General features: G+C 61.9%; 23 protein-coding genes and 1 pseudogene. 12 read left to right on the top strand and 12 right to left on the bottom strand.

Annotated features, from left to right (window positions below; translation table 11 throughout):
- Positions 1–169: 169 nt before the first annotated feature.
- Together JI748_RS02070 and JI748_RS02065 are read left to right on the top strand one after the other, a co-directional pair.
- Positions 170–691: a sigma-70 family RNA polymerase sigma factor gene (locus JI748_RS02070; RefSeq protein ID WP_201636954.1), complete on the top strand. Its 522-nt coding sequence runs from the start codon at positions 170–172 to the stop codon at positions 689–691.
- On the top strand, positions 688–1,326 hold the full coding sequence (locus tag JI748_RS02065; RefSeq protein ID WP_201634565.1) for a DUF1109 domain-containing protein: 639 nt from the start codon (positions 688–690) through the stop codon (positions 1,324–1,326). The genes JI748_RS02070 and JI748_RS02065 overlap by 4 nt, the downstream gene beginning before the upstream one ends.
- A 251-nt stretch (positions 1,327–1,577) precedes the next feature.
- Here the strand turns inward: JI748_RS02065 and JI748_RS02060 are convergent, their stop codons facing one another.
- Both JI748_RS02060 and JI748_RS02055 read right to left on the bottom strand, forming a co-directional pair.
- Positions 1,578–2,225, bottom strand: coding sequence for a ThuA domain-containing protein (locus JI748_RS02060; protein WP_201634562.1), 648 nt, complete (start codon positions 2,223–2,225; stop codon positions 1,578–1,580).
- Positions 2,226–2,287: 62 nt separating this feature from the next.
- Entirely contained in the window at positions 2,288–2,752 is a 465-nt protein-coding gene (locus JI748_RS02055) for a GtrA family protein (RefSeq protein WP_201634559.1), read from the bottom strand.
- A 227-nt stretch (positions 2,753–2,979) separates the two neighbouring features.
- Here JI748_RS02055 and JI748_RS02050 point away from each other — a divergent pair, with 227 nt between their 5' ends.
- Positions 2,980–4,587 carry a bifunctional metallophosphatase/5'-nucleotidase gene (locus JI748_RS02050; protein ID WP_201634556.1) on the top strand — a complete coding sequence of 536 codons (1,608 nt, stop codon included), beginning with the start codon at positions 2,980–2,982 and terminating at the stop codon, positions 4,585–4,587.
- 45 nt (positions 4,588–4,632) lie between these two features.
- Here JI748_RS02050 and JI748_RS02045 read toward each other — a convergent pair whose 3' ends face one another.
- Positions 4,633–4,983, bottom strand: coding sequence for a response regulator (locus JI748_RS02045; RefSeq protein ID WP_201634553.1), 351 nt, complete (start codon positions 4,981–4,983; stop codon positions 4,633–4,635).
- A gap of 212 nt (positions 4,984–5,195) precedes the next feature.
- Here JI748_RS02045 and JI748_RS02040 point away from each other — a divergent pair.
- Positions 5,196–5,590: pseudogene (locus JI748_RS02040) on the top strand (DUF4260 domain-containing protein).
- 36 nt (positions 5,591–5,626) lie between these two features.
- Here JI748_RS02040 and JI748_RS02035 read toward each other — a convergent pair.
- The 6 genes from JI748_RS02035 to JI748_RS02010 form a co-directional block, all read right to left on the bottom strand.
- Complete coding sequence (locus JI748_RS02035) at positions 5,627–6,670, bottom strand: Gfo/Idh/MocA family protein (RefSeq protein ID WP_201634549.1); 1,044 nt, start codon at positions 6,668–6,670, stop codon at positions 5,627–5,629.
- A 129-nt stretch (positions 6,671–6,799) separates the two neighbouring features.
- Positions 6,800–7,588, bottom strand: a complete 789-nt coding sequence (locus JI748_RS02030; RefSeq protein ID WP_201634546.1) for a ThuA domain-containing protein — start codon at positions 7,586–7,588, stop codon at positions 6,800–6,802.
- A gap of 178 nt (positions 7,589–7,766) precedes the next feature.
- A complete protein-coding gene (locus tag JI748_RS02025) occupies positions 7,767–8,774 on the bottom strand; it encodes an ABC transporter ATP-binding protein (protein ID WP_201634543.1) in 1,008 nt (335 codons plus the stop codon).
- A gap of 5 nt (positions 8,775–8,779) precedes the next feature.
- Positions 8,780–9,631, bottom strand: a complete 852-nt coding sequence (locus JI748_RS02020) for a carbohydrate ABC transporter permease (protein WP_201634541.1) — start codon at positions 9,629–9,631, stop codon at positions 8,780–8,782.
- A complete protein-coding gene (locus tag JI748_RS02015; RefSeq protein ID WP_233280590.1) occupies positions 9,631–10,551 on the bottom strand; it encodes a carbohydrate ABC transporter permease in 921 nt (306 codons plus the stop codon). Before JI748_RS02015 ends, JI748_RS02020 begins: the two co-directional genes overlap by 1 nt.
- Positions 10,552–10,692: 141 nt before the next feature.
- Positions 10,693–11,949 carry an ABC transporter substrate-binding protein gene (locus JI748_RS02010; RefSeq protein ID WP_201634535.1) on the bottom strand — a complete coding sequence of 419 codons (1,257 nt, stop codon included), beginning with the start codon at positions 11,947–11,949 and terminating at the stop codon, positions 10,693–10,695.
- Positions 11,950–12,427: 478 nt separating this feature from the next.
- Here JI748_RS02010 and JI748_RS02005 point away from each other — a divergent pair, with 478 nt between their 5' ends.
- From JI748_RS02005 to JI748_RS01970, 8 genes are all read left to right on the top strand, one after another.
- Entirely contained in the window at positions 12,428–13,444 is a 1,017-nt protein-coding gene (locus tag JI748_RS02005; protein WP_201634532.1) for a substrate-binding domain-containing protein, read from the top strand.
- A 123-nt stretch (positions 13,445–13,567) separates the two neighbouring features.
- A complete protein-coding gene (locus JI748_RS02000; protein ID WP_201634529.1) occupies positions 13,568–14,674 on the top strand; it encodes an ABC transporter substrate-binding protein in 1,107 nt (368 codons plus the stop codon).
- A gap of 190 nt (positions 14,675–14,864) precedes the next feature.
- The gene (locus tag JI748_RS01995; RefSeq protein WP_201634526.1) at positions 14,865–15,737 is read left to right on the top strand and encodes an ABC transporter permease; all 873 of its coding nucleotides are present in this window, start codon (positions 14,865–14,867) and stop codon (positions 15,735–15,737) included.
- Positions 15,734–16,525 carry an ABC transporter permease gene (locus JI748_RS01990; RefSeq protein WP_201634523.1) on the top strand — a complete coding sequence of 264 codons (792 nt, stop codon included), beginning with the start codon at positions 15,734–15,736 and terminating at the stop codon, positions 16,523–16,525. The genes JI748_RS01995 and JI748_RS01990 overlap by 4 nt, the downstream gene beginning before the upstream one ends.
- A 1-nt stretch (position 16,526) precedes the next feature.
- On the top strand, positions 16,527–17,531 hold the full coding sequence (locus JI748_RS01985) for an ABC transporter ATP-binding protein (RefSeq protein WP_201634520.1): 1,005 nt from the start codon (positions 16,527–16,529) through the stop codon (positions 17,529–17,531).
- A 59-nt stretch (positions 17,532–17,590) separates the two neighbouring features.
- The gene (gene sseA, locus JI748_RS01980) at positions 17,591–18,424 is read left to right on the top strand and encodes a 3-mercaptopyruvate sulfurtransferase (protein ID WP_201634515.1); all 834 of its coding nucleotides are present in this window, start codon (positions 17,591–17,593) and stop codon (positions 18,422–18,424) included.
- A gap of 86 nt (positions 18,425–18,510) precedes the next feature.
- Positions 18,511–19,704, top strand: a complete 1,194-nt coding sequence (locus tag JI748_RS01975) for an efflux RND transporter periplasmic adaptor subunit (protein WP_201634512.1) — start codon at positions 18,511–18,513, stop codon at positions 19,702–19,704.
- 9 nt (positions 19,705–19,713) lie between these two features.
- The gene (locus JI748_RS01970; RefSeq protein ID WP_201634509.1) at positions 19,714–22,833 is read left to right on the top strand and encodes an efflux RND transporter permease subunit; all 3,120 of its coding nucleotides are present in this window, start codon (positions 19,714–19,716) and stop codon (positions 22,831–22,833) included.
- Here the strand turns inward: JI748_RS01970 and JI748_RS01965 are convergent, their stop codons facing one another.
- The 3 genes from JI748_RS01965 to mmsA all read right to left on the bottom strand — a co-directional run bounded on the left by JI748_RS01965 (position 22,834) and on the right by mmsA (position 26,450).
- The gene (locus JI748_RS01965; protein ID WP_201634506.1) at positions 22,834–23,502 is read right to left on the bottom strand and encodes a class I SAM-dependent methyltransferase; all 669 of its coding nucleotides are present in this window, start codon (positions 23,500–23,502) and stop codon (positions 22,834–22,836) included.
- Between the two features lie 105 nt (positions 23,503–23,607).
- Positions 23,608–24,864: a multiple monosaccharide ABC transporter permease gene (gene mmsB, locus JI748_RS01960; RefSeq protein WP_233280652.1), complete on the bottom strand. Its 1,257-nt coding sequence runs from the start codon at positions 24,862–24,864 to the stop codon at positions 23,608–23,610.
- Positions 24,865–24,917: 53 nt separating this feature from the next.
- Complete coding sequence (mmsA, locus tag JI748_RS01955; protein WP_201634502.1) at positions 24,918–26,450, bottom strand: multiple monosaccharide ABC transporter ATP-binding protein; 1,533 nt, start codon at positions 26,448–26,450, stop codon at positions 24,918–24,920.
- Positions 26,451–26,457 lie beyond the last annotated feature (7 nt).

Genomic DNA, 26,457 nt, shown 5'->3' with positions numbered 1-26,457 from the left:
CAAAAGGCTCGCCATCACGGCAAATTTTTCTGCCCTTGTGCACTGACCCCTATTCGCCGGCGTTTCCCCATCGGTTACGGCGGTCTCGCATTTTCCTGCGCGGCGTGTAACCTCCCACCCGGCGCGGGCGAATGGAGAACCAATGCAAGCGGATGCCATCGAGACGCGGCTGCGCGGGCTGATGCTCGCTTCGCTTGATGGCGACAGGGCAGCCTATCGGCATCTGCTGGCAGAACTCACGCGCTATCTGCGCCCCTATTTTCTGCGGCGGCTAACCCCCGCCCATCAGTCGCACGCGGAGGACCTCGTGCAGGAAACTCTGCTGGCCGTCCATTCGCGACGCATGACCTACGACCGCAATCGGCCGTTCACGGCTTGGCTGCATGCCGTGGCGCACCACAAATTCGTCGACCACGTCCGCCGCTCCTCGATCCGCCAGACCGTGCATCTTAAAGACGATGCGCCGGTTTTCGCCGAAGACCTTAGCGGCAATGCGGCCGACCGGCATGATGTGGACGTCGTGCTTGGTGGCGTGACGCAGCGGACTGCTGACCTCATTCGCGAAACGCGGCTCGAGGGCCTGAGCGTTGCGGAAGCCGCCGCGCGACACGGCATGACCGAGACGGCGGCCAAGGTCTCGATCCATCGCGGATTGAAATCTCTGATGGGCCGGTTTGGGGGCGGCAGATGACCGACCAGTTGATCAGCCGCCTTGCCGATGACCTGATCCCGGTGCCGCCCCGCAGCATGGAACGCCGGCTTCTGCTGGCCGTGGCCACAGGCTTTGCGCTCACTGCCGTACTCACCGTCCTCGTGTTCGGGCTCCTGCTCGATCGTCCCTTCGGCGCAGCCTGGGGCAGCATGATGTTCTGGGTCAAGGGCGGTTATGCACTGGCTTTCGGGCTCCTGGGCCTTGCCGCCGCACCGGCGCTGGCGCGGCCCGATGGTCGCATCCGCTGGCCACTGGTCGGCGCCGCAGCGCTCTTGCTTGTTGCCATCTGCACCGGCTCGATGCTGTGGAGCCAGGCCGGCTACAATATGCCAATGCTGATGGGCGCGACCGCCCTGATCTGCCCCTGGCTTATCACCCTTGCGGCCCTGCCGATGCTGGGAACGCTTCTCTCTGCCCTCCGCAGCACGGCGCCCCACTCTCCCACCATGGCCGGTGTTGCCGCAGGCCTCTGCGCGGGCGGTCTTGGCGCGGCCACCTACGCCGTTTATTGCGCCGAAACCGGCATGATGTTCATGGCCGTCTGGTATTCGCTTGGGATCGGGATAGTTGCAGCCCTGGGCGCGCTGCTGGGGCGGTTCTTGCTGCGCTGGTAGAGGGGCTCTTTGTGACGTGTCGGCTCGTTCACCTCCCTCCCCTGGAGGGGGAGGGTAGCGGCGCTAGGCTCGAAGAGCTGTAGCAAAGCTGGGTGGGGTGGGGCCAAGCACACACCATTCTGTCGTACACCAATTGGAACATAGCGCCTGGAACTCACCCCACCCAGTTCCGCTAAGCCTGGCGGCTAAGCTGCACTACCCTCCCCCTCAAGGGGAGGGAGGCGCCCGATCGAAATTTCCGGGCTTGTGCCCTACTCTTCCCGCGCCGCCCAGTTCATGCCGCGGCGCATGATCGTGGCCATGTTAGAATTCTCGAACTCCTTGGCCGCGTGTCCCAGCGTCATGTGGAACACCTTGCCCGCGCCATGCCGCCGCTTCCACACGACAGGCATGGTCACGCCCTCGATCCAGCTTGCATGCTCGCCGCTAAAGGTCGTGGTCGCCAGCACCTCGTTGGAGGGATCGACATGCATGTAATATTGCTCGGACGTATAGGGGAACGACTTGATGCCAGCCATGATCGGATCGTCCGGCTTGGTCACGTCGACCGTATAGTCGATGATGTTGCCTGGATGCGCGACCCACTGACCGCCGACCATGAACTGGTAGTCCACCGCCTCGCGGAATGCGTCGCTCATGCCGCCGTGGTGACCGGCTAGGCCGACGCCGCCCTGCACGGCTTTGGTCAGGTTTTCGACCTCGGCCTTTTCGATCTTGCTCATGGTGAAGATCGGGATGATCAGCGACAGCTCATGAATGGATGGATCGGCAAAGGCTTGGGTTTCGGTGGCCATGCGCACCGAATAGCCGTCCTCATGCAGCCAGCGCCGATAAATGGCGGCGCATTCCTCGGGGTCGTGGCCTTCCCAGCCGCCGTAAACGATCAAAGCACTGCGCATTAAACATCCCCGCAAATCAAACGCGGCGGAGAATACTCTACTGTCGCGCTATTGAAAGCCCGTCAGTTCCGCTCGAACTGCACCTTAAGACGGGGCGCGGCTTCAAAAGCCCAGAGCTTGAGAATGACGAAGTTGAGCCCAGAGGTGAGCCCCACGATCAGCAGCGCAGCGGGCAGACTCGGCAGGCCAAGCACGCCGTGAAACAACTGACCGAATAGGGATGCAAGCACGAGCGCCAGCACCTGCACGGCAAAATAGCGCGGCAGCGCATCGCGATGCGCCGCCTCCGAGCGGAAGCTGAAGCGGCGATGCAGCAGGTAGATCGGCAGGATGAACCCGGCATAACACCAGGAGCTCACAAGCCATGCATCCACCCACGGCAGAAGCGCGATCAGGAGGCTGCTGGACAAAACGAACGCCAGGGCCCCGCCGCCGCCGATGGCAATAAACGAAACAAGGCTGCTGTCCGGCCTCCGGACAGGCGGCGTCTCGGTCTCACGCATCAGGCTTTCGAGGGCAAGGCTCATCGGGCAAGTCTGCTTTCGGTTCAAGAGGCGCTGTCCCATAGCAGTACCATGCCAACCCTTGCACCCGCCTTTACGGCGCAACCCCCTGCACGGGGCGCATGGCGGCATGGTTTACGGTCCACTGTTGCCCAAGAGCCCCAGCCCTTTCGGCTGTCATAAATACCTGCTTAACTCCCTTGAGGCGCCGCCCGGCAGCGCCGCAACGCAAGCATCAAGGGACCACAGGGATGAAAAAGATACTGTTGGGCGCCACTGCGCTCACACTCTGCGCGGGTTTTTCCACCGCCGCCCAGGCCGAGTTCACGCTGAACATCCTCCACATCAACGACTTCCATTCGCGCTTCGACCCGATCACCGGCACCGACAGCAATTGCGATGCCGAGACCGACGCCGCGGGTGAATGCTTTGGCGGCATTGCGCGCCTCAAGACCATCATTGACGATACCCGCGCTGGCTACGCGGACGGCAATTCCCTGCTGCTTTCCGCGGGCGACAATTTCCAGGGCTCGCTTTACTACACGACCTACAAGTCCAAGGTCGTCTCCGACTTTTTCAACCAGATGGGCTTTGACGTCGTCGCCACCGGCAACCACGAATTCGACGACGGCCCCGAAGAATTCATGAAGTTCATCGACGCCGCCGAATTCCCCATCATCGGCGGCAATTTCGATGTCACGCGCGACGAAAACCTGCGCGGAAAGATCAAGGGCTCGATCGTCCTCGATATCGGCGGAGAAAAGGTCGGCATCATCGGCGCCACCACCGAAGACACGCCCGAAATCGCCTCGCCCGGCCCCAATGTCGAATTCACCGACGTCATCCAGTATGTCCGCGGCGCCTCCGAAGCGCTGGATGCGGCCGGCGTCAACAAGATCATTCTCCTCAGCCATATCGGCTACACCGTCGACCTCGAAGTCGCCGCTGCCCTGCCGCTGGTGGACGTGATCGTCGGCGGCCATTCGCACACGCTGCTGTCCAACACCGCCGAAGGCGCCGCCGGCCCCTACCCCACCATGGTCACCAATCCCGATGGCATCGAAGTGCCGGTGGTGCAAGCCAACCAGTATGGCAAGTATCTGGGCGACATCGCCATCACCTGGGATGACGACGGCGTCGTCACCAAGGCCGAGGGCGAACCCTTCCTGATCGACGCGTCCGTCGAGGCCAACGAAGACTTTACCGGCCAGCTCGCCGAACTGGCCGCCCCCATCGAAGAAGCCATGAGCGTCGTGATCGGCACCGCCTCGGACAATCTAGAAGGCAGCCGCGAAGTCTGCCGCGTCGAGGAATGCTCGCTCGGCAATTTGCTGGCCGACGCCATCCTCGATCGGGTCAAGGACCAGGGCGCGGACATCGCCTTCCAGAACGGCGGCGGCATTCGCGCCTCGATCGACGCCGGTGAAATCACCGTCGGCGAAGTCATCACCGTCCTGCCCTTCTCCAATACGCTGGCAACCGTCGACATCTCGGGCGCCGACGTTATCGAAGCGCTGGAAAATGGTGTGTCCGACGTCGAAAACGGCGCCGGCCGCTTCTCCCAGGTCGCGGGGCTCAAATACAGCTACACCCTGTCCAAGCCCGTCGGCGAGCGCGTCAGCGATGTCATGGTCAAGGGTGAAGGCGACGCGTGGGTGCCGATCGACGAGGAAGCCACCTATACAATCGTCACCAACAACTATGTCCGCGGCGGCGGCGACGGCTTCGCGACCTTTGCCGAAGGCGACAATCCTTATGACTTCGGCCCGCCGCTCGAGCAGGTCCTAGCCGAATACATCGCAAAGCAGGGTGGTGAAGTGGCGCCCTATCTCGACGGCCGCATCACCGTCCTCGACTGATCCGGTACATTAGAATGCGAAGGGCGCCCGCGGGCGCCCTTTTTGCTACACCACGCCGATGGCGGTCACGACCTGTTCGGGCCGCCAGGGCTTGTGAATGAAGCTCGTATTGTCCGGCAACTCGCCTGCAAAAGGCTTGCGGCCTGCCGAAACCACGATGATGCGGATATGCGGCCAGACGGTGCGAACGTGGTTGGCCAGCACCATGCCATTGCGCGTGCCGGGCATGTTGACGTCGGTGATCAAGCCAATGAAGGCATCACCCGCCCGCTCCAGAATGCCCAAAGCCTCGGAAGCATTGGCCGCTTCCCAGGCCTCGTAGCCATTCTCGCGGATCAGCTCCGCCATATCCATCCGCACCAGCGGCTCGTCATCGACAACAAGAAACGACTTCATATTAGAAACTTGCATAGCCAGGGTACTCAACATCAAAGATGCTCGAAGCTTGCAATCTCCTGACAAGCCGAGAGGTTCCCGGGCGCGACGTTCACTTCGGAAGTGAGCTCTGAAGGCCGCCCCATACATCGGCGCATACCGGACATAGGCGCATCGGCAATTGGCCCCCTTTCCGCTGAACGTTAGGTCTAGAGGTAACAAGGAGAACTCAGATGACCCTCGCCCTCCTCACCGATGACGCCACCGGATCCGTGCGCACCCTGCTTCGCCTCGAAGGCTTTTGCCTTCTCGCCTTTGCCGCTGCGACCTACTTCATCTTCGGCGGAAACCCGTGGCTCTTCGCCATCCTGTTCTTCGTGCCCGATCTGAGCTTCATCGCTTACCGCTTCGGTCCAAGAACCGGCGCCATCGCCTACAACGCCGTCCACTCCTACCCCTGACCCTCCTTCTCGCAGCGCTTGGCTGGCTATCGGGGACTCCGCTGCTTTGGCAAATTGCCCTGATCCTCGCCGCCCATATCGGTCTCGATCGCAGCCTGGGCTATGGCCTCAAGTATGCAGCAAGCTTCAGCCAGACCCACCTTGGTCCTGTGGGCAAGAAGGCATAAGGCAACAAAAAGCCCGCCGAAGCGGGCTTTTCTTTATCAGACGGCGTGTTCCATCTTGTCGCGATCGGTGACCGTCGCCAGGTCCAGCACCTTCTGGATGTTGGTGGCGTGCCGGAAGCTGGGCTCGAGATTGTGGCCGGAGCGGCAGGCTTCGATGAAACGCATGTAATTGGTAGGCACAGGATCGGGCTCGACCTCAGTCCAGGTGCCGGTTTCGGCATCCTCGCCAAGACAGGTGCGCAGCTTGCTCCAGTCATGCCGGTGCTGAATTTCAACCGAGCCGAGTTCGCCATAAATCCGGAGCCGCAACTCGTTAAAGTGCCCCGTCGCCCAGCGCGTGGCATGGATGACACCGAGCGCGCCGTTTTCAAGCTGCGCCGTCATGGCAAAGCTGTCATTGGCGTCGAGATCGTATTCGCCGATCTGGTTGTTTTCGGCCTTTTCGAACGTCTCGAGTCGGCAGAACACCTTTGAAAAGTCGCTGCCTGCGCCATAAGCGGCAAAATCGAGAATATGCACGCCGATGTCGCCGAGCACGCCATTGGAGCCGTGCTTCTTAGACAAGCGCCACAACCACTGCGACTCGGTACGCCAATCACCCCAGGCCTTGGACACGAGCCAGCTCTGGAGGTAGCTCGCCTCGAAATGCTTGACCTTGCCGATCTGGCCAGCCTGCACGATCTCGCGCGCCTTTTGCAGCTGCGCGACATTGCGATAGGTAAGGTTCACCATGTTGACGAGGCCAGCTTTTTCGGCCGCCTCCGTCATTTCCATGGCGCGGGCATGGTCGGTTGCCAGCGGCTTTTCACAGAACACATGCTTGCCCGCGGCAATGGCGGCCATGGTGGTGGGATAATGGACGCTGTCGGGCGTCACATTGGCCACCGCATCAAACTCGCCCCAGGCGATCGCCGCATCAAGCGAACCGAAGCCGCGCTCGATATTGTGCGTCTGGCAGAAGGCCTCGACGCGCGCCGGATCGACGTCGACGCCACCCACCAGCGTCACACCCTCGATGGCAGCAAAGTTCTTGGCATGAGTGTTGGCCATGCCGCCGGTACCCAGAATGAGGATACGCATCGTCTTTATTCCTTTGGGGGGACAATTGCCCGCTGCTTTACCACCGGGCTCATCCCGCGCAAGCGGGTTTCCCTGCATCGTGACCATGCGAAAAGAGGCTCCCGGGCGGGAGCCTCGATTGGCTTCGGACTAGCTCTTCACCTGACCGGCATGATCGGACGCGCTCAGCTTTGCGCCGCGTTCTTCGATCTTTTCGATCGCTTCGGCCACGGGCGTGTTCGGAGCCTTCAGCAGATGCGCATGGCGGTCGCCGTTATAAGCCCAGTTGACCGCATTGCGGAGCACCTTGCCGACATTGGCGTCATAATAGGTCGGGTAGGTTTCGTGGCCCGGACGGAAGTAGAAGATATTGCCCGCGCCGCGGCGATAGGTGAGACCCGAACGGAACACTTCGCCGCCCTGGAACCAGGAGACGAACACAGTTTCCAGCGGCTCCGGCACGGTGAAGGGCTCGCCATACATTTCTTCGTATTCGAGTTCGAAATAGGGCGGCAGGCCCTTGGCGATCGGGTGGCCAGGATTGACGACCCAGAGGCGCTCGCGCTCGCCCGCTTCGCGCCAATGCAGGTTTGCCGGAGCGCCCATCAGCGATTTGAAGATCTTGGAGTGGTGGCCGGAATGGAGAACCAGGAGGCCCATGCCCTGCCAGACATGCTTCTGCACGCGCTTGACGACTTCATCGTCGACTTCGTCGTGGACCTTGTGGCCCCACCAGAGCAGGACGTCGGTTTCGGCCAGAACGGCTTCGGTCAACCCATGCTCTGGCTCCTGCAGAGTCGTGGTCTTGATCGACAGATTTGAGTCTTCGCTCAACAGCTTGGCGATCTGGTTGTGCATGCCGTTGGGATAATTTTCGGCAACGACCTTGTTCGTCTGCTCGTGGACGTTTTCGCCCCAGACCAGGGTACGGATCGGCATTGGTAGTCTCCTAAGATGAGGACCCCCAGGAAACAGAAGGAGGGGAGGAGGGTCCGGTTATCTTCGTGGCAGCCCCGTAAAAACGGGAACCCCGCTTTTCAACAGAGGTTCCCGCCTGAACGGCATGCAACGCTTGAACGAAAAGATGACGGTCCGAAGACCGCCAGCTTGAAATGGGTCAGTGGATTGGTTTGCCGGCGCTATCGAAGCGATGGACCTTGTCCGGCATGGGTGAAATCTGCACGACGTCGCCGCTCTTATAGGTGTTGATGCCATCGAGCCGAACGACCACCGGCTCTTCAGTGCCCATTTCAAGATAGACGTAGGAGTCGGCGCCAAGATTTTCAGTGTGAATGACCTTGCCGCTCCAGGTACCGTTTTCCGGCACGATGGTGATGTGCTCGCCACGAATACCGACCGTATCGGCGCCATAGGCGACAGCCTTGTCGCCGGAAATGAAGTTCATCTTGGGCGACCCGATAAAGCCGGCGACGAACACCGAATTGGGATGCTCATAGAGCTCCATGGGCGTGCCGACCTGCTCCACCAGACCATCGCGCAACACGCAGATGCGGTCGGCCAGGGTCATGGCTTCCACCTGGTCATGGGTCACGTAGATCATCGTGACATTGTCCATTTCCTCGTGGAGCTTGGCGATCTCGATGCGGGTCGCCACGCGCAGGGCGGCATCGAGGTTCGACAGCGGCTCGTCGAAAAGGAAAACCTTGGGGTCGCGGGTAATGGCGCGGCCGATGGCAACGCGCTGGCGCTGACCGCCCGAAAGCTGCTTGGGCAGGCGATCGAGATATTGGCGGATCTGCAGCATGTCGGCAGCGCGCTCGACGCGGCGGCGGATCTCTTCCTTGTCCTTGCCCTTTTCGAGCGTCAGCCCGAAAGCCATATTCTCGTAGACCGTCATATGCGGATAAAGCGCATAGGACTGGAACACCATGGCAATGCCGCGCTTGGACGGCGCCAGGTCATTGACCCGCTGCCCATCGAACAGCATGTCGCCGGAGGTGATTTCCTCAAGCCCCGAAATCAGGCGCAACAGCGTGGACTTGCCGCAGCCCGAAGGCCCGACAAACACCATGAACTCGCCCTTGCGCACATCGAGGTCGACGCCCTTGATGACGTTTACGGCGCCAAAGGATTTCCGAACGTTGCGAAGCTCAATTGCAGCCATTTTGCCTAACCCTTGACGCCGCCGGCGGTGAGGCCGCTGACGATTTTACGTTGGAAAACAAGCACCAGCACCACGAGCGGCACGGTGACGATGACGGATGCGGCCATGATCAGGCCCCACGGAATTTCAAAGCGCGACCCGCCGGACAGGAGCCCGATGGCGACCGGCACGGTGCGGGTGGCGTTAGACGAGGTGAAAGTCAGCGCGAACAGGAACTCGTTCCAGGCCGAGATGAAGGCGAGCAAACCGGTAGTCACCAGCGCCGGCCACATCAGCGGCATGAACACGCGGGTGATGATCACCCAGGGCGTTGCGCCATCGACGATCGCCGCTTCCTCGATCTCGACCGGAAGGTCGCGCATGAAGGTGGTCAAGACCCAGACCGTGAACGGCAGCGTAAAGATCGTGTAGGAGAAGATCAGCGCCCAGGGCGTGTTGTAGATGCCGAGGAACCGGATCAGTTCGAAGAGACCCGCGAGAACCGCGATCTGCGGGAACATTGAAACGGCGAGAATGGTCATCAGCAACAGCGAGCGACCGCGGAAGCGCACGCGGCTGAGCGCAAAGCTTGCGGTAACGGCGAGGAACAGCGCCAGGATCACGGTCAGCGATGCGACGAAGACCGAGTTGAGGAAATTGCGCGGGAACTGACCGCCGGGGCTGAACAGCACCTCGCGATAATTGCTGAAGTCGAGCGAGGTCGGCCAATAGGAGATGCGGAACAGGTCCGTGCCGGATTTAAAGCTCGTGATGATCGCGTAGTAGAACGGGAACACCGCGATCACGACAATCACTGCCACCAGGAGGTAGAACAGCGCAGACTTGGTGAGCTTCCAAAGATTGATGGTGCTGCCCATCAGCGATCTCCCCCGTCAAAATTCACGCGGCCAAGCCAGATGTAGAGGATGGTGAAGAGCGCGATGATTACGAATAGCAGCGTCGACTGTGTCGAGCCTTCCGCGAAATTATCGAACTGGAAGAGATTTTCCTGGCTGAGCACGCTCATCGTCTTGGTGGCCGCCGAATTGGGCGTCAGCACATAGATGAGATCGAAGATGCGCAGGGCATCGAGCACGCGGAAGATGATCGCCACCATCAGGGCGGGACGCACCAGCGGCAAGGTGATGCGGAAGAACTGCTTGATCGGGTGGACGCCATCGATCTCAGCCGCCTCGTAGATGTCCTTGGGGATCATCTGCATGCCGGCCAGGATCAAAAGCGCCATGAACGGGGTCGTTTTCCAGATGTCGACCACCAGCACTGCAGTCATCGCCGTATCGGCGGAAGCGGTCCAGGCCACCTTCTGGCTCAAGAGACCAAGCTTGATCCCGAGGTCATTGATGATGCCGAGCTGATCGTTAAGCATCCAGCTCCACATCTTGGCGGAAACGATGGTGGGAATGGCCCAGGGGATAAGGATGGCGGCGCGAACGATGCCGCGTCCCTTGAACTCGGCATTGAGCACCAGTGCTACGATCATGCCGAGCACGGTCTCCCAAAGCACCGACCAGAAGGCAAAGCGCACGGTGTTCCACACCGCGTTCCACCATGCCGGATCGGCCAGCACACCGCGGAAACGCACCTGACCCGAGCTTTCGAGCACCTGCCAGCGCAGGTAGTTACCGAAGCCGACCCATTCGGCGCCGTAAAGATTGTTCAGCGAGGCATCTGTGAACGAAAACCAGATCGAGCGCAGCAGGGGCCAACCGGCCACGACCGCCAGCGCAATCATCATGGGAAGGAGGAACCAGCGGGCGGCGCGCACGCGCTGCTGCATCAGTTCGGACCTGGCCCTCCTCACGGGCGGCGCAACGGGTGACGCCAATGCTTCGGTGGCCATGTGCTTGTCCCCTCCCAGGATCGACAAAGGCAGGCGGGCAGCAGGAAACCTGCCGCCCACCCCGCCGGATCGTGACGCTTACTGCAGCAGGTCCTGGAGATCGGCTTCAAGAACTTCGAGGTTCTCGGCAGCCGAGCCATTGCCCGAAAGCGTGTTGTGGACAGCGGACCAGAACAGCGACGAGGTCTCGTTGTAGTCGGCCTGGGTCGGTGCGGACGGACGCGGCACCGCGTTCTGGAAGATTTCCTTCCAGTTCGGGATGATCGGCGCAGCTTCGGCGATCTCGGCGTCGTCATAGAGCGCTTCGATCGTCGGCAGGTTGGTCTGCTCGATGGCGCGAACCTTCTGGATTTCAGCCGAGGTCAGGAACATGGCGAGTTCGATCGCGGCTTCCTGATCTTCCGAATACTTGGAAACGGCATAGTTCCAGCCGCCAAGCGTTGCAGCCGAACGGGCTTCCGGGCCTTCGCCGGCCGGGAGCGGCGCCACGTCGAACTTGCCGGCAACGGCGGAGTCCGAAGCTTCACCCAGGGCATAGGCATAGGGCCAGTTGCGCATGAACACGGCATTGCCGAGCTGCCAGACGCCACGCGACTCTTCTTCGCCATAGGCGAGGACGCCTTCCGGCGCGATGGTGCCGATCCAGCTTGCAGCTTCCTCGAGCGCGGCGACAGCCTGTTCGTTGTTGATCGAGATGGTGCCGTCGGCTTCCACAATCTGGCCGCCGCCATAGGACTTGACCCATTCGAGGGCATCGCAGGTCAGGCCTTCATAGGCATTGCCCTGGAACACGAAGCCCCACATGTCGGGGTTCTCGGCGCGCTCGCCTTCCATGATTTCGGTCGCGGTTTCCCGCAGCTCGGTCCAGGTCGTCGGCACTTCCTTGCCGTACTTTTCGAGCAGATCCTTGCGGTAGAATAGGGCGGGCGCGTCGGTATAGGCGGGCAGCGCAACGAGCTGGCCGTTGACGGTCTGCGACTCGATGATCGAAGGGAAATGGTCCCCGATAACATCGGCAGCAGCGGCCGAAAGGTCGACGAAGTGCTCGGCCAGCTGCGGCGCCCAGATCACGTCTGTCGTATAGACGTCGATGTCGGTGTTGCCGGCGGCGAGCCACAGGCGATACTGGCCGAACTGGTCGGTGGTCGACGAGGGCATCGGCACCACGGTCACGGTGTGGCCGGTCTCGGCGGTGAATTTTTCAAGCTGTGCCTGCAGGAACTGCAAGCCATTGCCGGTGTCGCCGGATACGATAGAGAGCTCGGCTGCCTGGGCAGCGCCGCCCACCAGCGTCACGCTGGCCAGCATGCCGACGATCAGTTTCTTCAGAGTCATTAAAAACCTCCCAGTGAAATCATGCACGGGAGAGGCATGTGCGGACGGTCCCGGCGCCTTGCGCCCGACCTCTTCTCCTCCCCCGCCAAAGCCCCTAACCACCGGTTCATGCCCGAGGTTTTAAAGCGCTTTGAAAAGAAAAGAACCAGAGGGGCGATTTTCTGTCAAGCGGCACCGGCTACGATTTTTAGAATTTGCCTGTGCGAAAACTTGAAATACAAGCCATTTCAATGACTTATTAAAGTAGTGGCCGCATGCGCGTTAACTTTTAGCATTTTGATCTTGAGGTACGCACCTCAGGACAAAAGACCAGCTTCTGCCCTCTTGCGCGAAAATTTGAAATCGCTTTGAATGCCCCAACTGGAGGAGGGAGCGCGCTCGACCCGCAATAGGGCGAGCCGCCTGTTTTGACGGCAATGTTGAAGCTCAAAGGAGGTTCCACCTTCCTGCTCGGCACGCCGCCAGGACCAAAACGCGCATGAGACTGAAAGATCTCGCCGAGCATCTCGGCCTGTCGCAAACCACCGTGTCCCGGGCGCTCAACGGCTATCCGGAGGTCAACGAAGCCACGCGCCGCCGCGTCGCCAATGCAGCCGACGCGCTCGGCTATCGCCCTAATGCCAGTGCCCTGCGCCTTGCCACCGGCCGGGCCGGCGCCATCGGCCTCGTGCTGCGCGGCGCCGATGAGCTGGGTCCGCACATGTCCGAATTCTTGTCCGGCGTCGGCTCGCACATGGCGGCGCAGGAGATCGATGTGCTGGTTGCGACGGTTGCCAGCCACGCCGAAGAACTTGCCGCCTATCGCCGTCTGGCGGCGAGCCAGAAGGTCGACGCCGTCATCCTTCATTCGCCGACGACGCGCGACGAGCGCGCCGAACTGCTGCTCGAGCTCAAAATTCCCTTCGTGCTCCACGGCCGCACCGAGATCGGCCATCCCGTCGCCTGGCTCGATATCGATAATGCCGGCGCCCTCGAACGCGCCACCTCGCATCTTCTCGATCTTGGTCACCGCCGCATCGCGCTGCTGAACGGCCTGCGCGGGCAAACCTTCGCCGAGCATCGCGAGCAGGGCTATTGCGCCGCCTTTGCCGACCGCGGCCTGACGCCGGACCGTGGCCTCATGGCCAATGGTGTATTCACCGACGAAGCCGCATTCCGAACGGCGCAAGCCATGCTTGCCCGGCGCCCTGCGCCCACCGCTTTTCTCGCCGGCTCGATGATGACAGCGCTCGGCGTTTTCCGCGCCATCCGCCAGGCCGGCCTCGAACTGGGTACCGACGTGTCGATGATCGCCCACGACGACGTCTTTCCCTATCTCAATGCCGACAACATGTACCCCACCATGTCGACCACGCGCTCCCCCATCCGCCAGGCGGGCGCGAGGATCGCGGACCTCATCACCCAGGTGCTTGCCGGCAAGCCCCTCGAGGAAGTGCACGAGCTATGGCCCGTGGAATTGGTGCTGCGCGAAAGCTCGACCAGGGTTCGTGAATAGCGGCAATTGGGCCGTCATCCCGCTGTCACACCAGCTTCATCTACCCGTCACGCAGCCGCAATACTCCCTCGCCGTTCGCCCGGCATCAAGACCTGAGGCGAACGTCATCAGGGAGTCATAACCATGACCTTCAAGTCCGCGCTCACCGCTTCGGTCTCGCTTCTGAGCGTGTTGAGCCTTTCTGCCCCCGCATTCGCCCAGGCCGACCTCGACGCGCTCTATGAAGCCGCCAAGGCCGAAGGCCAGCTCACCACCATCGCCCTGCCCCACTCCTGGTGCAACTATGGTGGCGTGATCGAGGGTTTCAAGGCCAAGTATCCCGGCATTACCGTCAATGAACTGAACCCCGATGCCGGTTCGGCCGATGAGCTCGAAGCCGTCCGCGCCAATATCGGCAATACCGGCCCGCAGGCCCCAGACGTGCTCGATATCGGTCTCGCCTTCGGCCCGCAGGCCAAGGATGAAGGCTTGCTGCAGGCCTACAAGGTCTCGACCTGGGATGAGATCCCCGACGACGCCAAGGATGCCGACGGCTTCTGGTATGGCGACTATTATGGCGTCCTCGCCTTCGGCATCAATAAGGACATCGTGACCGGCGACAACCCGGCATCGTGGGCAGATCTGCAGAAGGACGAGTTCGCCAATTCGGTCGCCTTGGCCGGTGACCCGCGTACGGCCAACAACGCCATCATGTCCGTCTTTGCCGCTGGCCTTGCCGCGGGCGACCAGGCTGGCGCCGCACAGGCCGGTCTCGAATTCTTCAAGGCGCTGAACGAAAAGGGCAACTTCGTCCCCGTCGATGCCGAAGCCGCCGCCATCGCCCAGGGCACGACCCCGATTGCCATCAACTGGGACTACAACCTCCTCGCCGCCCGCGACAACATGAACAGCAACCCGCCGATCGAAGTCGTCGTGCCGTCGGATGGCGTTGTCGCCGGCGTCTACGTCCAGGCCATTTCGGCGCATGCGCCGCATCCCAACGCGGCAAAACTCTGGATGGAGTACCTCTATTCCGACAAAGGTCAGCTTGGTTGGCTCGAAGGCTACTGCCACCCGATCCGCTTCAACGCCATGAGCGAAGCCGGCACCCTGCCCGCCGAGCTGATGGAAAAGCTCCCGGCCGCCGACAACTACGCCAAGGCCGTGTTCCCGACGATCGAAGAGCAGAACGCCAACAAGGCGACGATCACGGGCGGCTGGGATTCCACCGTCGGCGCAAGCGTTCAATAAGCGCCTCGACCCCCACCCAACCTCCCCCCTGCAGAAGGGGGAGGAGCCACATCCAGCATTTGGCACGATCTCGCACACTCACCACTCCCACCCTCCCCCTTGAGGGGAGGGCACCGAAGCTTAGGTCCGACGGACCTTAGCGAAGGTAGGGAGGGGGTGTCGGCCTTTCGACAACCTCAAAGTTCATAAGATGCCGACAGCACAGCCACCCTCAACCCGCCGCATCCCCTGGGACGCCCTCGCCGTCGCCCCCTTCATCCTTTTCGCCGTCCTCTTCCTCTTCCTGCCCACGCTGGGCATCGTGTCCGCAGCCTTCACCGATCGCACCGGCAACTTCACTTTTGAAAACATCGCCGGGCTTTTCACCCCGCAAATTCTTTCCGCCTACTGGATCTCGATTCGCGTTTCCGGCGCCTCCGCCATCCTCGGCACTTTGATCGGCCTTGCCGTCACCCTTGCCATCATCCGCGGCCGCCTGCCAGCGCCGCTGCGCTCCGCCGTCATGACCTTTTCCGGCGTTGCCTCCAATTTCGCTGGCGTGCCTCTGGCCTTTGCCTTCATTGCCACGCTCGGGCGCCTCGGTCTTGCGACCATCGTTTTGCGAACCGTCTTCGGCATCGACATCTACCGCTCTGGCTTCAACCTGTTTTCCTTTTGGGGCCTCACCATCACCTATCTCTATTTTCAGATCCCGCTGATGATGCTGACCATCGCGCCAGCCGTGGACGGGCTGAAGAAGGAATGGAACGAGGCCGCGCAAACCCTCGGCGCTTCCACTTGGCAATTCTGGCGCTATGTCGGCCTGCCCATCCTCTGGCCCTCTGTGCTCGGAACGCTGTCGCTGCTCTTTGCCTCAGGCTTCGGCGCCATCGCCACCGCTTGGGCGCTTACCGGCTCGAACCTCAATATCGTGACCGTCCTGCTCTACAACCAGATCCGCGGCGACGCCCTGCAGAACCCAGGCCTCGGCGCGGCGCTGGCGCTGGGCATGATCGTCATCACCTCGCTGGCCAACATCATCTACCTCGTGGTCGCTGCCCGCGCCGAAAGGTGGATGAAATGAAAACGCAAAAGTTCTGGGCCTGGCTGGTTTTCGGCCTCGGCGCCGCCTACTTCATCGTGCCGCTGCTGGCCACCTTCGAGTTTTCGCTGCGCATGCGCCGCGGCGAATATAGCCTCGATGCCTATGCCTCGGTCTTCTCCGACCCGAGATTTGCCGCCAGTTTTGGCTACTCCATCGTCATCGGGCTCTTCACCATCGTGGTCGGCATCCTCGTCGTCGTGCCCGCCGTTTACTTCGTCCGCCTTCGCATGCCCTGGCTCCGGCCCTTCATGGAATTCGTGACGCTTCTGCCGCTGGTCATCCCCGCGCTGGTCCTGGTCTTTGGTTATATTCGCCTCTACGGCTCGAGCTCGTTCCTGCCCTTCACCGGCTCGGTGCTCGGCACCGACGTACTTTTGACCTGCGCCTATGTGACCCTCGCCTTGCCCTTCATTTATCGCGCCGTCGATAACGGCATGCGTACCATCGATATCGGCACCCTGACCGAAGCCGCGCAAATCGCCGGCGCCAACCAGCTCCAGATCATCGGGCAGATCATCCTGCCCAACATCCTCGTCGCCATCCTTTCCGGCGCCTTTTTGACCTTCGCCATCGTCATTGGCGAATTCACCATTGCCTCGCTGCTCAACCGCCCGGCCTTCGGCCCCTACCTTGTCGGTATCGGCACCAATCGCGCCTATGAGCCCGCGGCCTTGGCCATCATCTCCTTCATCATCACCTGGGGCGCCATGGGCATGATCAACGTGCTCGGCCGCTTTGCCCCTCGCACCTCCGTCCGGACCGACTGACATGGCCGCCTTTCTCGAAATCGAAAATCTCGTCAAAACCTTTGGCACCAACACCGTCGTCAAGGGCGCCAGCTTTGGGTTCGACAAGGGCGAGTTCATATCGCTGCTCGGCCCCTCCGGCTGCGGCAAGACCACGATCCTGCGGATGATCGCCGGCTTCGAGCGCCCCACCTCCGGCGCCATCCGTGTCGATGGCAAGGACATCACGAGCCTCAAGCCAAACCAGCGCCAGCTCGGCATGGTGTTCCAGGCCTATGCCCTCTTTCCGAACCTCACCGTCGGCGATAACATCGGCTTCGGTCTCAAGATCGCGGGAATGCCCGCCGACCAGCGCCGCGCCCGCGTCGAGGAAATGCTCAAGCTCATCGGGCTGCCCGGTTTCGAAAAGCGCTTCCCGTACGAAATGAGCGGCGGCCAGCAGCAGCGCGTCGCCCTAGCCCGCGCCATCGCCCCCAAGCCGCGCCTCCTCCTTCTCGACGAACCCCTCTCGGCGCTAGACGCCAAGATCCGCGTCTCCCTCCGCCAGGAAATCCGCGCCATCCAGCAGGACCTCGGCATCACCACCGTCTTCGTCACCCACGACCAGGAAGAAGCGCTGTCGATTTCCGATCGCATCGTCGTCATGAACGCGGGCAACATCGAACAGCTGGGTACGCCGCACGAGATTTACAACAAACCAACCTCTCGCTTCGCCGCGACCTTCGTCGGCCAGCTCAATTTGCTGCCCGCCGGCATCTTTCCGCAGGGCACCGTAGCAAACGCTAGCAGTGTGCTAGCACTTCGCCCGGAAATGCTAAGCCTCGCACCAAAAAACGGCACCGATATCGCGCTCCCGGCAACGATTACGGACGTCAATTTCCTCGGCGCCGTGGTCCGCCTCAATGTCGATCTTGCCGGCACGCCGGTTCATATCGACACCTTCAACGACCAGTCCACTCCACCTTCTCGCGGCGATCAGGTCACCGTCCACATCACCTCCCGCGACCTCTTAGTTCTGCCAAACTAGGCTTGCACTCTACCCGGCCTCATGGGAGCTTGCCGCCCACGACGCCAGGAGAAATGCGCATGGATCAGCCTTTCGTCACCACTGCCTGGCTGGCCGAAAACATCAATGATCCCAATCTGGTAGTAGTCGATGGCTCCTGGCACATGCCGACCGCCAGCCGCAACGCGCAGGCCGAATATCTCGACGGCCACATCCCCGGCGCCGTCTTCTTCGACATCGACGGCATCGCCGATCCCACCACCGACCTCCCCCACATGCTCCCCGCCCCGGCCGATTTCGAGCGAGCCGTCGGTGCCCTCGGCATTTCCGAGACCATGACCATTGTCGTTTATGACGAAGTCGGCCTGCAGAGCGCCCCCCGCGTCTGGTGGACCTTCCGCACTTTCGGCGCCAAAAATGTCTATATTCTAGAAGGCGGTGGCCCCAAATGGCGGGCCGAGCGCCGCCCCATCGAAGCCGGATTGGTCAGGCGCGAGCGCGTCGATTTCGATGCCGAGTTCGATCCCGATGCGGTGACCCATTTCGACGCCGTCGCCGAAACCAGCCGCACCCGTTCTGCCCAGATCGTGGACGCGCGCCCGGCTCCCCGCTTCCATGCCGAAGTTCCCGAACCCCGCCCGGGCCTTAAGGGCGGCCACATTCCCAATAGCCTCAACGTCCCGGTCGGGCTGCTGAGCGAAGACGGAATACTGAAGTCGCCTGAGGAGCTTAGGACCATTTTTGCCGACCGTGGCGTCGACCTCACCAAGCCGATCGTCACCTCCTGTGGCTCCGGCATCACTGCGGTCACGCTCGCGCTTGCCCTTGAGCAGGCCGGCGCCAAAAACGTCGCCGTCTATGACGGCTCCTGGACCGAATGGGGCGCCCACCCCGATGCCGAAATCGAAAGCTGAGGGTTCATTACGACATTGTAAGTGTCCCCGAACGCCGACCGCTGCTACCCTTTCGCCAGCTTTTCTAATCTGCTCAGAGGTTTGGCTTGATCCGGCAGTTGTTGGCCTCGCTCCTTATTCTGGTCGCCGCCGGTGTGGCCTGGCTTTTCCTCGTCCCCGGCGCCCCGGAGACACTGGCCCGAGCGGGCATCGTGCTGCCCTTCGGACCAGCGGTCGGCGCCGAAACAGCTGCCGCACCAGGACCAGGCAGAGGTGGCCCCGGTGGCCAGCGCTTTGGCGGCGCTCGCGCCAACAATGTGGTCACCACTGAAGTCGTGATGGCCACCATCAACGATACGCTGAACGCCATCGGCGAAGGCACCCCTGCCCGTTCCGTCACCGTGATGGCGCCCGCCGCTGGCACGCTGGCCGAAGTCCTGGTGCGGCCTGGCCAGACCGTCCAAGCCGGCGACGTCATTGCCCGCTTTGAAGCCGAAGCGGAGCAGATCGAGTTCGAACAGGCCCGCCTTGCCGCCGAAGACGCTGCCGCTACGCTCGAGCGCACCTCAGGTCTTGCGAACAGCAGCCTCGTCGCGACCACCGCCCTCAACGCTGCCGAACTGGCCAATGCCAATGCCCAACTGGCGCTCCGCAATGCGGAACTGGCACTTGAGCGCCGCACCATAACCAGTCCCATCGCCGGCGAAGTCGGGCTGATCCGCGTCACCCCGGGCAACTATGTCGGTGCACAAACTGCCGTCACGACCGTGGACGACACCTCCACCATCCAGATCGATTTTTGGGTGCCCGAGCGTTATGCCGGTCAGCTCGAAACCGGCATGCCGGTCGATGTTGCCGCCGTCGCCCTGCCCGGCCAGAAGTTCAGCGGCGACATTTCAGCGATCGACAACCGCATCGATCCCGCCAGCCGCACCATGCAGGTGCAGGCCGAAATCCCCAATCCCGATGGGGTCCTGCGGGCCGGCATGAGCTTTGCCGTGTCCGTCGCTTTCCCCGGCGAGCAATATCCGGCAGTCAATCCCCTCGCCCTCCTCTGGTCTGCCGAAGGCTCCTATGTCTGGGCCTACCAGGATGGCAAAGCCGCCCGCGTCATGGCCGAGATCGTCCAGCGCAACAGCGACGGCGTTCTCGTGCGCGCCGATCTCGAACCGGGCGACGCCATCATCACCGAAGGCATCCTGCAGTTGAGCGAGGGTGCTGAAGTTACCGTCCTCGATGGGCCGGGCGCCGGCGAGACGCAGCAAGCCGGGCAGCGTCCTCCCGCCGCCCCGCAGAGCTAGGAGAGCGCCATGTCGATCGCGACCAAGAACGAACGTGGCGGCACCTTGGCGACGCTGTTCGTGCGGCGCCCCGTTATGGCGATCGTCATCAACGCCCTGATCATGGTCGCCGGCCTTGCCGCCCTGCTTGCCGTGGAAGTGCGCGAACTGCCCAGCGTCGAAAGCCCGGTGCTCTCGATTTCCACCAGTTTCCCCGGTGCCGCCGCCGAAACAGTCGACCGCGAGATCACCGCCACGGTTGAAGGCGCAGTTGCCCGTGTGCAGGGCGTTACTGCCATCTCCTCGAGCTCATCCGTGGGGTCGAGCCGCGTCACGCTCGAATTCTCCGAGTCCACCAATCTTGACATCGCCACTTCCGATGTTCGCGACGCCCTCAGCCGCGTGACCCGCAGCCTGCCGGACGGCGCTGAGGAGCCGACGATCTTCAAGGCCGACAGCGATGCCCAGGCCATTATCCAGCTCGCCGTGACCTCCGACACGGTCAGCGTCGCCAAACTCACCGAAGTGGTGGAAGGCGTGGTCGCGGAACGGCTTGGCTCCATAGAGGGCGTGGCGGAAGTTCAGGTCTACGGCACCCGCGCCTCGAGCTTTGAGATCGACGTCGATCCGGTCAAACTTGCGAGCCGCGGCCTTACCGTCGCCGATATCCGCAATGCCGTTTCGACCATTGCGCTCGACGCGCCGGCAGGATCCATCAACGGCCCGAACCAGAACATATCTGTCCGCGCCATTTCCGAAGTCACCGAGCCCGCCGATTTCGAGCGCCTGCCCGTCGGCGACGGCCGCACCCTCCTGGGTGACGTCGCGACCGTCGTTTTCGACGCCGCTGCCAGCACGTCCGCGATAAGGGCGGATGGCAAGCCCGGCATCGGCCTTGGCATCGTGCGCCAGGCGCAATCGAACACAATCGCCATTTCCGAGGCCGTTCACGCGGCGGTCGATAGCCTCAACGAGACGCTGCCTGCCGGCGTCAACGTGGTCATCTCCAGCGACGAAGCCATCTTCATCGAAGGGGCACTGCACGAGGTCGAGGTGGCGCTGATCGTCTCGCTGGTCGTCGTCATCATCATCATCTACCTCTTCTTGCTCGATTGGCGCGCCGTCATCGTGCCGGCCATTTCCATGCCCATCGCCCTGCTCGGCGCCGTCGGCGGCATGTATGCGGCGGGCTTTTCGCTCAACATCATCACCCTTTTGGCGCTGGTTCTGGCCACCGGTCTCGTCGTCGACGACGCCATCGTCGTCCTCGAAAATATCGTTCGCCGCAAACATCTGGGCGCCGGACCCCGCGCTGCCGCCGTGCTCGGCACGCAGGAAGTGTTCTTTGCCGTGGTCGCCACGACGCTGACCCTCGCTGCCGTCTTCATTCCGCTGTCCTTCCTTGATGGGCAGACCGGCCAGCTCTTCCGCGAGTTCGGTTTCACCCTCGCCATCGCCGTGCTGCTTTCCTCGGTGGTCGCCCTGTCGATGGGCCCGATGATTGCGTCACGATTTTTGAAGGACGATGCCGGCAAGCCCAAGCGCGGCAACATTTTCGGTGCAATCGGCCACGCTTTCGGCGCCGTTTATCGGGTCACGCTGGGCGTTGCGCTGCGCAATCCGGTGGTCGTGTTGCTGATTGCCGTGCTGTTTGCCGGCTCCGCCTATTTCGTCTTCGGCAATTTGCGCCAGGAAATCACCCCGCCCGAAGACCGGTCCGTCATCAATGTCGGCGTTTCAGCGCCGAACACGGTGAGCCTTGATTTCGTGCGCACCCGGCTCGGCCAGGTCGAAGCCATGCTGCAGCCCTATATCGATAGCGGCGAAGCCACATCGCTTTTCGTGCTCTCCGGCTGGGGCAATGGCGGCAACATGACCTTGAGCCTGGCGCCCTGGGACCAGCGCGATCGCAGCCAGCAAGAGATTGCCACCGAGATCACCGCGCTCATGGCGCAGGTTCCCGGTGTCCGCGCCTCGGTGCGGCAGGGCAATAGCCTTGGCATTCGTGGCGGCGGCTCGGGCCTCCAGTTTGCCGTCGCCGGCTCCGATTATCAGGTGCTGGCCGACACGGCCGACACCATTGCCAAAGCGCTGGAAGCCGACGGCCGTTTCGGCCGCGTCAGTGTCAACTTCGACACCACCCAACCGCAGCTGACCCTTACCGTCGATCGTGCGCAAGCCGACGCCCTGGGTATCGACATCAACGGCCTTGCCACCACGATGCAGGCCATGATCGACGGCGCCGATGTCGGCAATATCTTCATCAACGACACCAGCTATTCTGTTCGGATAGTGTCGACCACCAACCCGATCAACGATCCGCGCGATCTTGAAACGCTCTTCGTGCGCACCGGCGACGGCCGCTACGTGCCGATGTCGACGATCGCCACCATCGCCGAATCTGCCGTGCCGCCCTCCCTGCGCCGCGAGCAGCAACGCCGCGCCGTCACCGTTTCGGCAAGCCTCGAAGAAGGCCTAGCGCTGGGCGATGCCTATGCCCAGCTGCAGCAGATCGCGGCGCCCATCCTGCCCGAAGGCACGTCGCTCCTGCCGCTGGCCGAAGCCAAGACCCTGGGCGACGCCAACAATGCCCTGCTGCTGACCTTCGGCTTTGCGCTGATCATCATCCTTCTGGTGCTGGCCGCACAATTTGAAAGTTTTTGGAGCGCCATCATCGTCATGACCACCGTGCCCTTCGGCGTGGCGGCAGGGCTCTATGCCATTCTCCTGACTGGCGGCAGCCTCAACATCTTCTCGCAGATCGGGCTCGTCCTCGTGGTCGGCATCATGGCCAAGAACGGCATCCTGATCGTCGAATTTGCCAACCAGCTGCGCGATCAGGGCCGATCTGTGCGCGAGGCCATCGAGGAAGCTTCTAACATCCGCCTGCGGCCGGTGATGATGACCATGATCGCCACCATTCTGGGTGGCGTGCCGCTGGTCCTCGCCTCCGGTGCCGGCGCCGAGGCCCGTGCGGCGCTCGGCTGGGTGATCGTCGGCGGCCTCAGCTTTGCGGCCATCTCGACGCTCTATCTTACCCCGGTCGCCTACCTCCTTCTCGCCCGCTTCTCCAAGCCGAAGGTTGAGGAAGAAGCCCGGCTCGAACGCGAACTTGACGCGGTCAACGCGCAGGCGGAACCGGCTGAGTAATCAACCGGCATAGCCTACCCACCCGCGAAAGCCGAAGGCGGCGTAGAAGAGTTCGACACCGGTAAAGCCGGCGTCCTTCAGCAAAGCGATGTCGTCGTGCGGCGAAAGAATCGGCAAAATCTCAAGCATCCGCTGCCGACCATTTTCGAGCATCACGGGGTCCATGCCGTTGGATGCGCTGAAGGCCGCGTTGCGCTTCGACCAGCGCTGGCGGCTGTCTTCATCCTGATCGTAGCTCAGATGCGCCACGACAAGGGGCGCGCCCGGCGTCAGCCGCTGCCGCAACTCACGAAGGGTTTGTATCCGCTCGTCGCGCGGCAGGAAGTGCATGACGAGGAGACAGGTCGCGCCGTCGAACGGTCCCTCCGGCGCGATGTCGATCTTGCCTTCGTGGAGGCTGATGCGATCGGACCAAGCCTTGGTCGCTTCTCGCGCGGCATCCAACATTTTGGCCGATGGGTCGACCCCATCGAAGCGCCATCCGGGCTGCGCCTCGGCAAAGGCAGAGAGCTCCATTCCCCCGCCTGCGCCTAATATCAGCACGCGGCCAGTCACAGGCACGCGCTCTTCAAGCAAAAGGCGCATCATCCGATGTAGGCCCACCATCGCCGGCACCTGCTTGGGCGGACCTTCGGCATAGCTGTGGGCGATGTGATTGAAGGACGTCATTCGCAACTCCAATATATGTAACTTACATAGTTACATAACGGCGTTGGCGCAAACAAAAAGGCCGCCGGGTTTCCCCGGCGGCCTTGTTTCGAAGAGCCCGACTGATCAGGCCGACTTGTTCTTGTTGTAGAGGTCGAAGAACACGGCGGCGAGCAGCACCACGCCCTTGATCATCTGCTGGAGGTCGATGTTGATGCCCATGATGGACATGCCGTTGTTCATGACGCCCAGAATAAAGGCGCCGATCACGGCACCCGCGACCTGGCCGACACCGCCCAGTGCAGAAGCGCCGCCGATGAACACGGCCGCGATGACGTCGAGCTCGAGACCCTGGCCGGCCTTGGGCGTCGCCGAGTTGAGGCGAGCCGCATAGATCATGCCGGCAAGGGCCGCGAGTGCACCCATGATGGCAAAGATGTAGAAGGTCACGCGCTCGGTCTTAATGCCCGAAAGCGAGGCAGCCTTGAGGTTGCCGCCGATCGCATAGATGCGGCGGCCAAAGGTCAGGCGCTTGGTCAGGAAGACGAAGAACGCGACCAGGACGCCCATGACGACGAGCACGTTGGGCAGGCCGCGATAGGTTGCCAGCATATAGGCAAAGAACAGGACGAGCGCCGTGATAACGACGTTCTTGATGATGAACAGGCTGAACGGCTCGACGTCATAACCACGCGACTTGCGGCGCGAACGGGTCCGCATCGAGAAGATGATCATGGCCAAGATGCCGATGACGGCAATGACCATGGTCGTAGTGTGGAGTGTCACGGCCGGAACGGCAGCAACAGCAGCGACGCCGTCGCTGGCAGGCACGGCAGCAACGGCCGGCGAAAGCACGGTCGGCCCAATGACGTCGGGAATGAAGCCAGCCGACAGCAGCTGGAATTCGGCCGGGAACGGACCAACCGACTTGCCGGCGAGAATGGCGAGCGACAGGCCCTTGAAGATCAACATGCCGGCCAGCGTCACGATGAAAGCCGGAATACGGTAATAGGCAATCAGCCAGCCCTGCGCCGCGCCTATCGCTGCGCCGACCACGAGACAAATGGCGCCGGCAACGAAGGGATTGGCAAGGAAGGCGAATTCGGGCGGGAAGCGCCAGCCGACCATCAGCATGGCGGCAAGAGCACCGACAAAGCCTGAGACCGAGCCGACCGAAAGGTCGATATGACCGGCGACGATCACCAGCAGCATGCCCAGCGCCATCACGATGATGTAGCTGTTCTGCAGGATAATGTTGGTCAGATTCACCGGCTTGAACAGCACGCCATTGGTGAAATACTGGAAAAAGATCATGATCAGGATCAGGGCCAGGAGCAGGCCATAATCGCGCATATTGGCGCGCAATGCGCCGATGAGGGTCATTTCGGAGCCCTTGGCCGGGGCGGTGATGGCGCCGGTCGGTGCAGTTTCGGTCGTCATGATGCTTTTCCTTCAGCGCGCACGATGGAGCGCATGATCTTCTCCTGGCTCGCCTCGCTTGTGGGCATCTCGCCCACGATGCGGCCTTCGTTCATTACATAAAGGCGGTCGGTGATGCCAAGCAGCTCCGGCATTTCCGAGGAAATGACGAGGATCGCCTTACCCTGTGCCGCAAGTTCGTTGATGATCGTGTAGATCTCGTACTTGGCTCCCACGTCGATGCCGCGGGTCGGCTCGTCGAGGATCAGCACTTCCGGATTGGCATAAAGCCACTTGGACAGCACGACCTTCTGCTGATTGCCGCCTGAGAGGTTGCCCGTCGTCTGGTAGACGCTCGACGAGCGGATATTGGTGCGCTTGCGGTAGTCGTTGGCTGCATCGAGCTCGGTCAGGTCATCGATCACGCCCATCCGGCTGACGCCGGGCAGATTGGCAATGGTAATGTTGTGCTTGATGTGGTCGATAAGGTTCAGACCATAGGTCTTGCGGTCTTCGGTAGCATAGGCAATGCCGTTTTCGATGGCCCGGCCGACGGTCGAGGTATCGATCTTCTTGCCATGCATGAGCACCTCGCCGGTGATCTTCTGGCCATAGGACTTACCGAAAAGGCTCATCGCGAATTCGGTGCGTCCCGAGCCCATCAGCCCGGCAATGCCCACAACTTCGCCCTTGCGCAGGGTGATGTTGATGTTCTTGATCATCTGCCGGTCGCGATGCATCGGGTGGAACACCGACCAGTTCTTGACCTCGAGGATCGTCTCGCCGATCTGCGGCACGCGCGAGGGATACCGATCGTCGAGCGAACGACCCACCATCAGCGTGATGATACGGTCTTCGGTGATCTGGTCCGTATCCATCGTCTCGATGGCGCGACCGTCGCGGATGACGGTGACGCGGTCCGCGACGCGGGCAATTTCGTTGAGCTTATGGCTGATGATGATCGAGGTAATGCCCTGCTTCTTGAACTCGAGCAGCAGGTCGAGCAGCGCCTGGCTGTCCTTTTCCGACAGCGACGCCGTCGGCTCGTCGAGGATCAGCAGCTGCACTTGCTTGGACAAAGCCTTGGCGATTTCCACTAGCTGCTGCTTGCCGACGCCGATATTGGTGACCAGCGTGTTGGGATCTTCCGAGAGCCCGACCATGCGCAGCAGCTTGCGCGCGCCATCGCGCGTCTCGTCCCAGTCGATCACGCCGCTCTTGGCCTGCTCATTGCCCAGAAAGATGTTCTCGGCGATTGAAAGCATGGGAACCAGCGCCAACTCCTGATGGATGATGACGATGCCCTTGTGCTCGCTGTCGCGGATCGAGCGGAAATGCTGCTCTTCGCCGTTGTAAAAGATTTGCCCGTCATAGGAGCCGTGCGGATAAACGCCGCTCAGCACCTTCATCAGCGTGGATTTTCCCGCGCCGTTCTCGCCGCAGATGGCGTGGATCTCGCCCTCACGCACGTCCAGATTGACGTCCGAGAGCGCCTTTACGCCGGGAAAGGTCTTGGTGATGCTGCGCATCTCCAGAATGGTCTTGGTCATGCTGACC

The sequence above is a fragment of the Devosia rhizoryzae genome (assembly GCF_016698665.1).
Lineage (GTDB): Bacteria > Pseudomonadota > Alphaproteobacteria > Rhizobiales > Devosiaceae > Devosia > Devosia rhizoryzae.
Note: the sequence above shows the minus strand (reverse complement) of the source record. Positions and strands in the feature narration are given on the sequence as shown.

Excerpts from the sequence above, each read along its gene's own strand:
- JI748_RS02065 (WP_201634565.1), top strand. The coding sequence starts at position 688 with ATGACCGACCAGTTGATCAGCCGCCTTGCCGATGACCTGATCCCGGTG.
- JI748_RS02060 (WP_201634562.1), bottom strand. The coding sequence starts at position 2,225 with ATGCGCAGTGCTTTGATCGTTTACGGCGGCTGGGAAGGCCACGACCCC.
- JI748_RS02055 (WP_201634559.1), bottom strand. The coding sequence starts at position 2,752 with ATGAGCCTTGCCCTCGAAAGCCTGATGCGTGAGACCGAGACGCCGCCT.
- JI748_RS02050 (WP_201634556.1), top strand. The coding sequence starts at position 2,980 with ATGAAAAAGATACTGTTGGGCGCCACTGCGCTCACACTCTGCGCGGGT.
- JI748_RS02045 (WP_201634553.1), bottom strand. The coding sequence starts at position 4,983 with ATGAAGTCGTTTCTTGTTGTCGATGACGAGCCGCTGGTGCGGATGGAT.
- JI748_RS02035 (WP_201634549.1), bottom strand. The coding sequence starts at position 6,670 with ATGCGTATCCTCATTCTGGGTACCGGCGGCATGGCCAACACTCATGCC.
- JI748_RS02030 (WP_201634546.1), bottom strand. The coding sequence starts at position 7,588 with ATGCCGATCCGTACCCTGGTCTGGGGCGAAAACGTCCACGAGCAGACG.
- JI748_RS02025 (WP_201634543.1), bottom strand. The coding sequence starts at position 8,774 with ATGGCTGCAATTGAGCTTCGCAACGTTCGGAAATCCTTTGGCGCCGTA.
- JI748_RS02020 (WP_201634541.1), bottom strand. The coding sequence starts at position 9,631 with ATGGGCAGCACCATCAATCTTTGGAAGCTCACCAAGTCTGCGCTGTTC.
- JI748_RS02015 (WP_233280590.1), bottom strand. The coding sequence starts at position 10,551 with ATGCAGCAGCGCGTGCGCGCCGCCCGCTGGTTCCTCCTTCCCATGATG.
- JI748_RS02010 (WP_201634535.1), bottom strand. The coding sequence starts at position 11,949 with ATGACTCTGAAGAAACTGATCGTCGGCATGCTGGCCAGCGTGACGCTG.
- JI748_RS02005 (WP_201634532.1), top strand. The coding sequence starts at position 12,428 with ATGAGACTGAAAGATCTCGCCGAGCATCTCGGCCTGTCGCAAACCACC.
- JI748_RS02000 (WP_201634529.1), top strand. The coding sequence starts at position 13,568 with ATGACCTTCAAGTCCGCGCTCACCGCTTCGGTCTCGCTTCTGAGCGTG.
- JI748_RS01995 (WP_201634526.1), top strand. The coding sequence starts at position 14,865 with ATGCCGACAGCACAGCCACCCTCAACCCGCCGCATCCCCTGGGACGCC.
- JI748_RS01990 (WP_201634523.1), top strand. The coding sequence starts at position 15,734 with ATGAAAACGCAAAAGTTCTGGGCCTGGCTGGTTTTCGGCCTCGGCGCC.
- JI748_RS01985 (WP_201634520.1), top strand. The coding sequence starts at position 16,527 with ATGGCCGCCTTTCTCGAAATCGAAAATCTCGTCAAAACCTTTGGCACC.
- sseA (WP_201634515.1), top strand. The coding sequence starts at position 17,591 with ATGGATCAGCCTTTCGTCACCACTGCCTGGCTGGCCGAAAACATCAAT.
- JI748_RS01970 (WP_201634509.1), top strand. The coding sequence starts at position 19,714 with ATGTCGATCGCGACCAAGAACGAACGTGGCGGCACCTTGGCGACGCTG.
- JI748_RS01965 (WP_201634506.1), bottom strand. The coding sequence starts at position 23,502 with ATGACGTCCTTCAATCACATCGCCCACAGCTATGCCGAAGGTCCGCCC.
- mmsB (WP_233280652.1), bottom strand. The coding sequence starts at position 24,864 with ATGACCCTCATCGGCGCATTGCGCGCCAATATGCGCGATTATGGCCTG.
- mmsA (WP_201634502.1), bottom strand. The coding sequence starts at position 26,450 with ATGACCAAGACCATTCTGGAGATGCGCAGCATCACCAAGACCTTTCCC.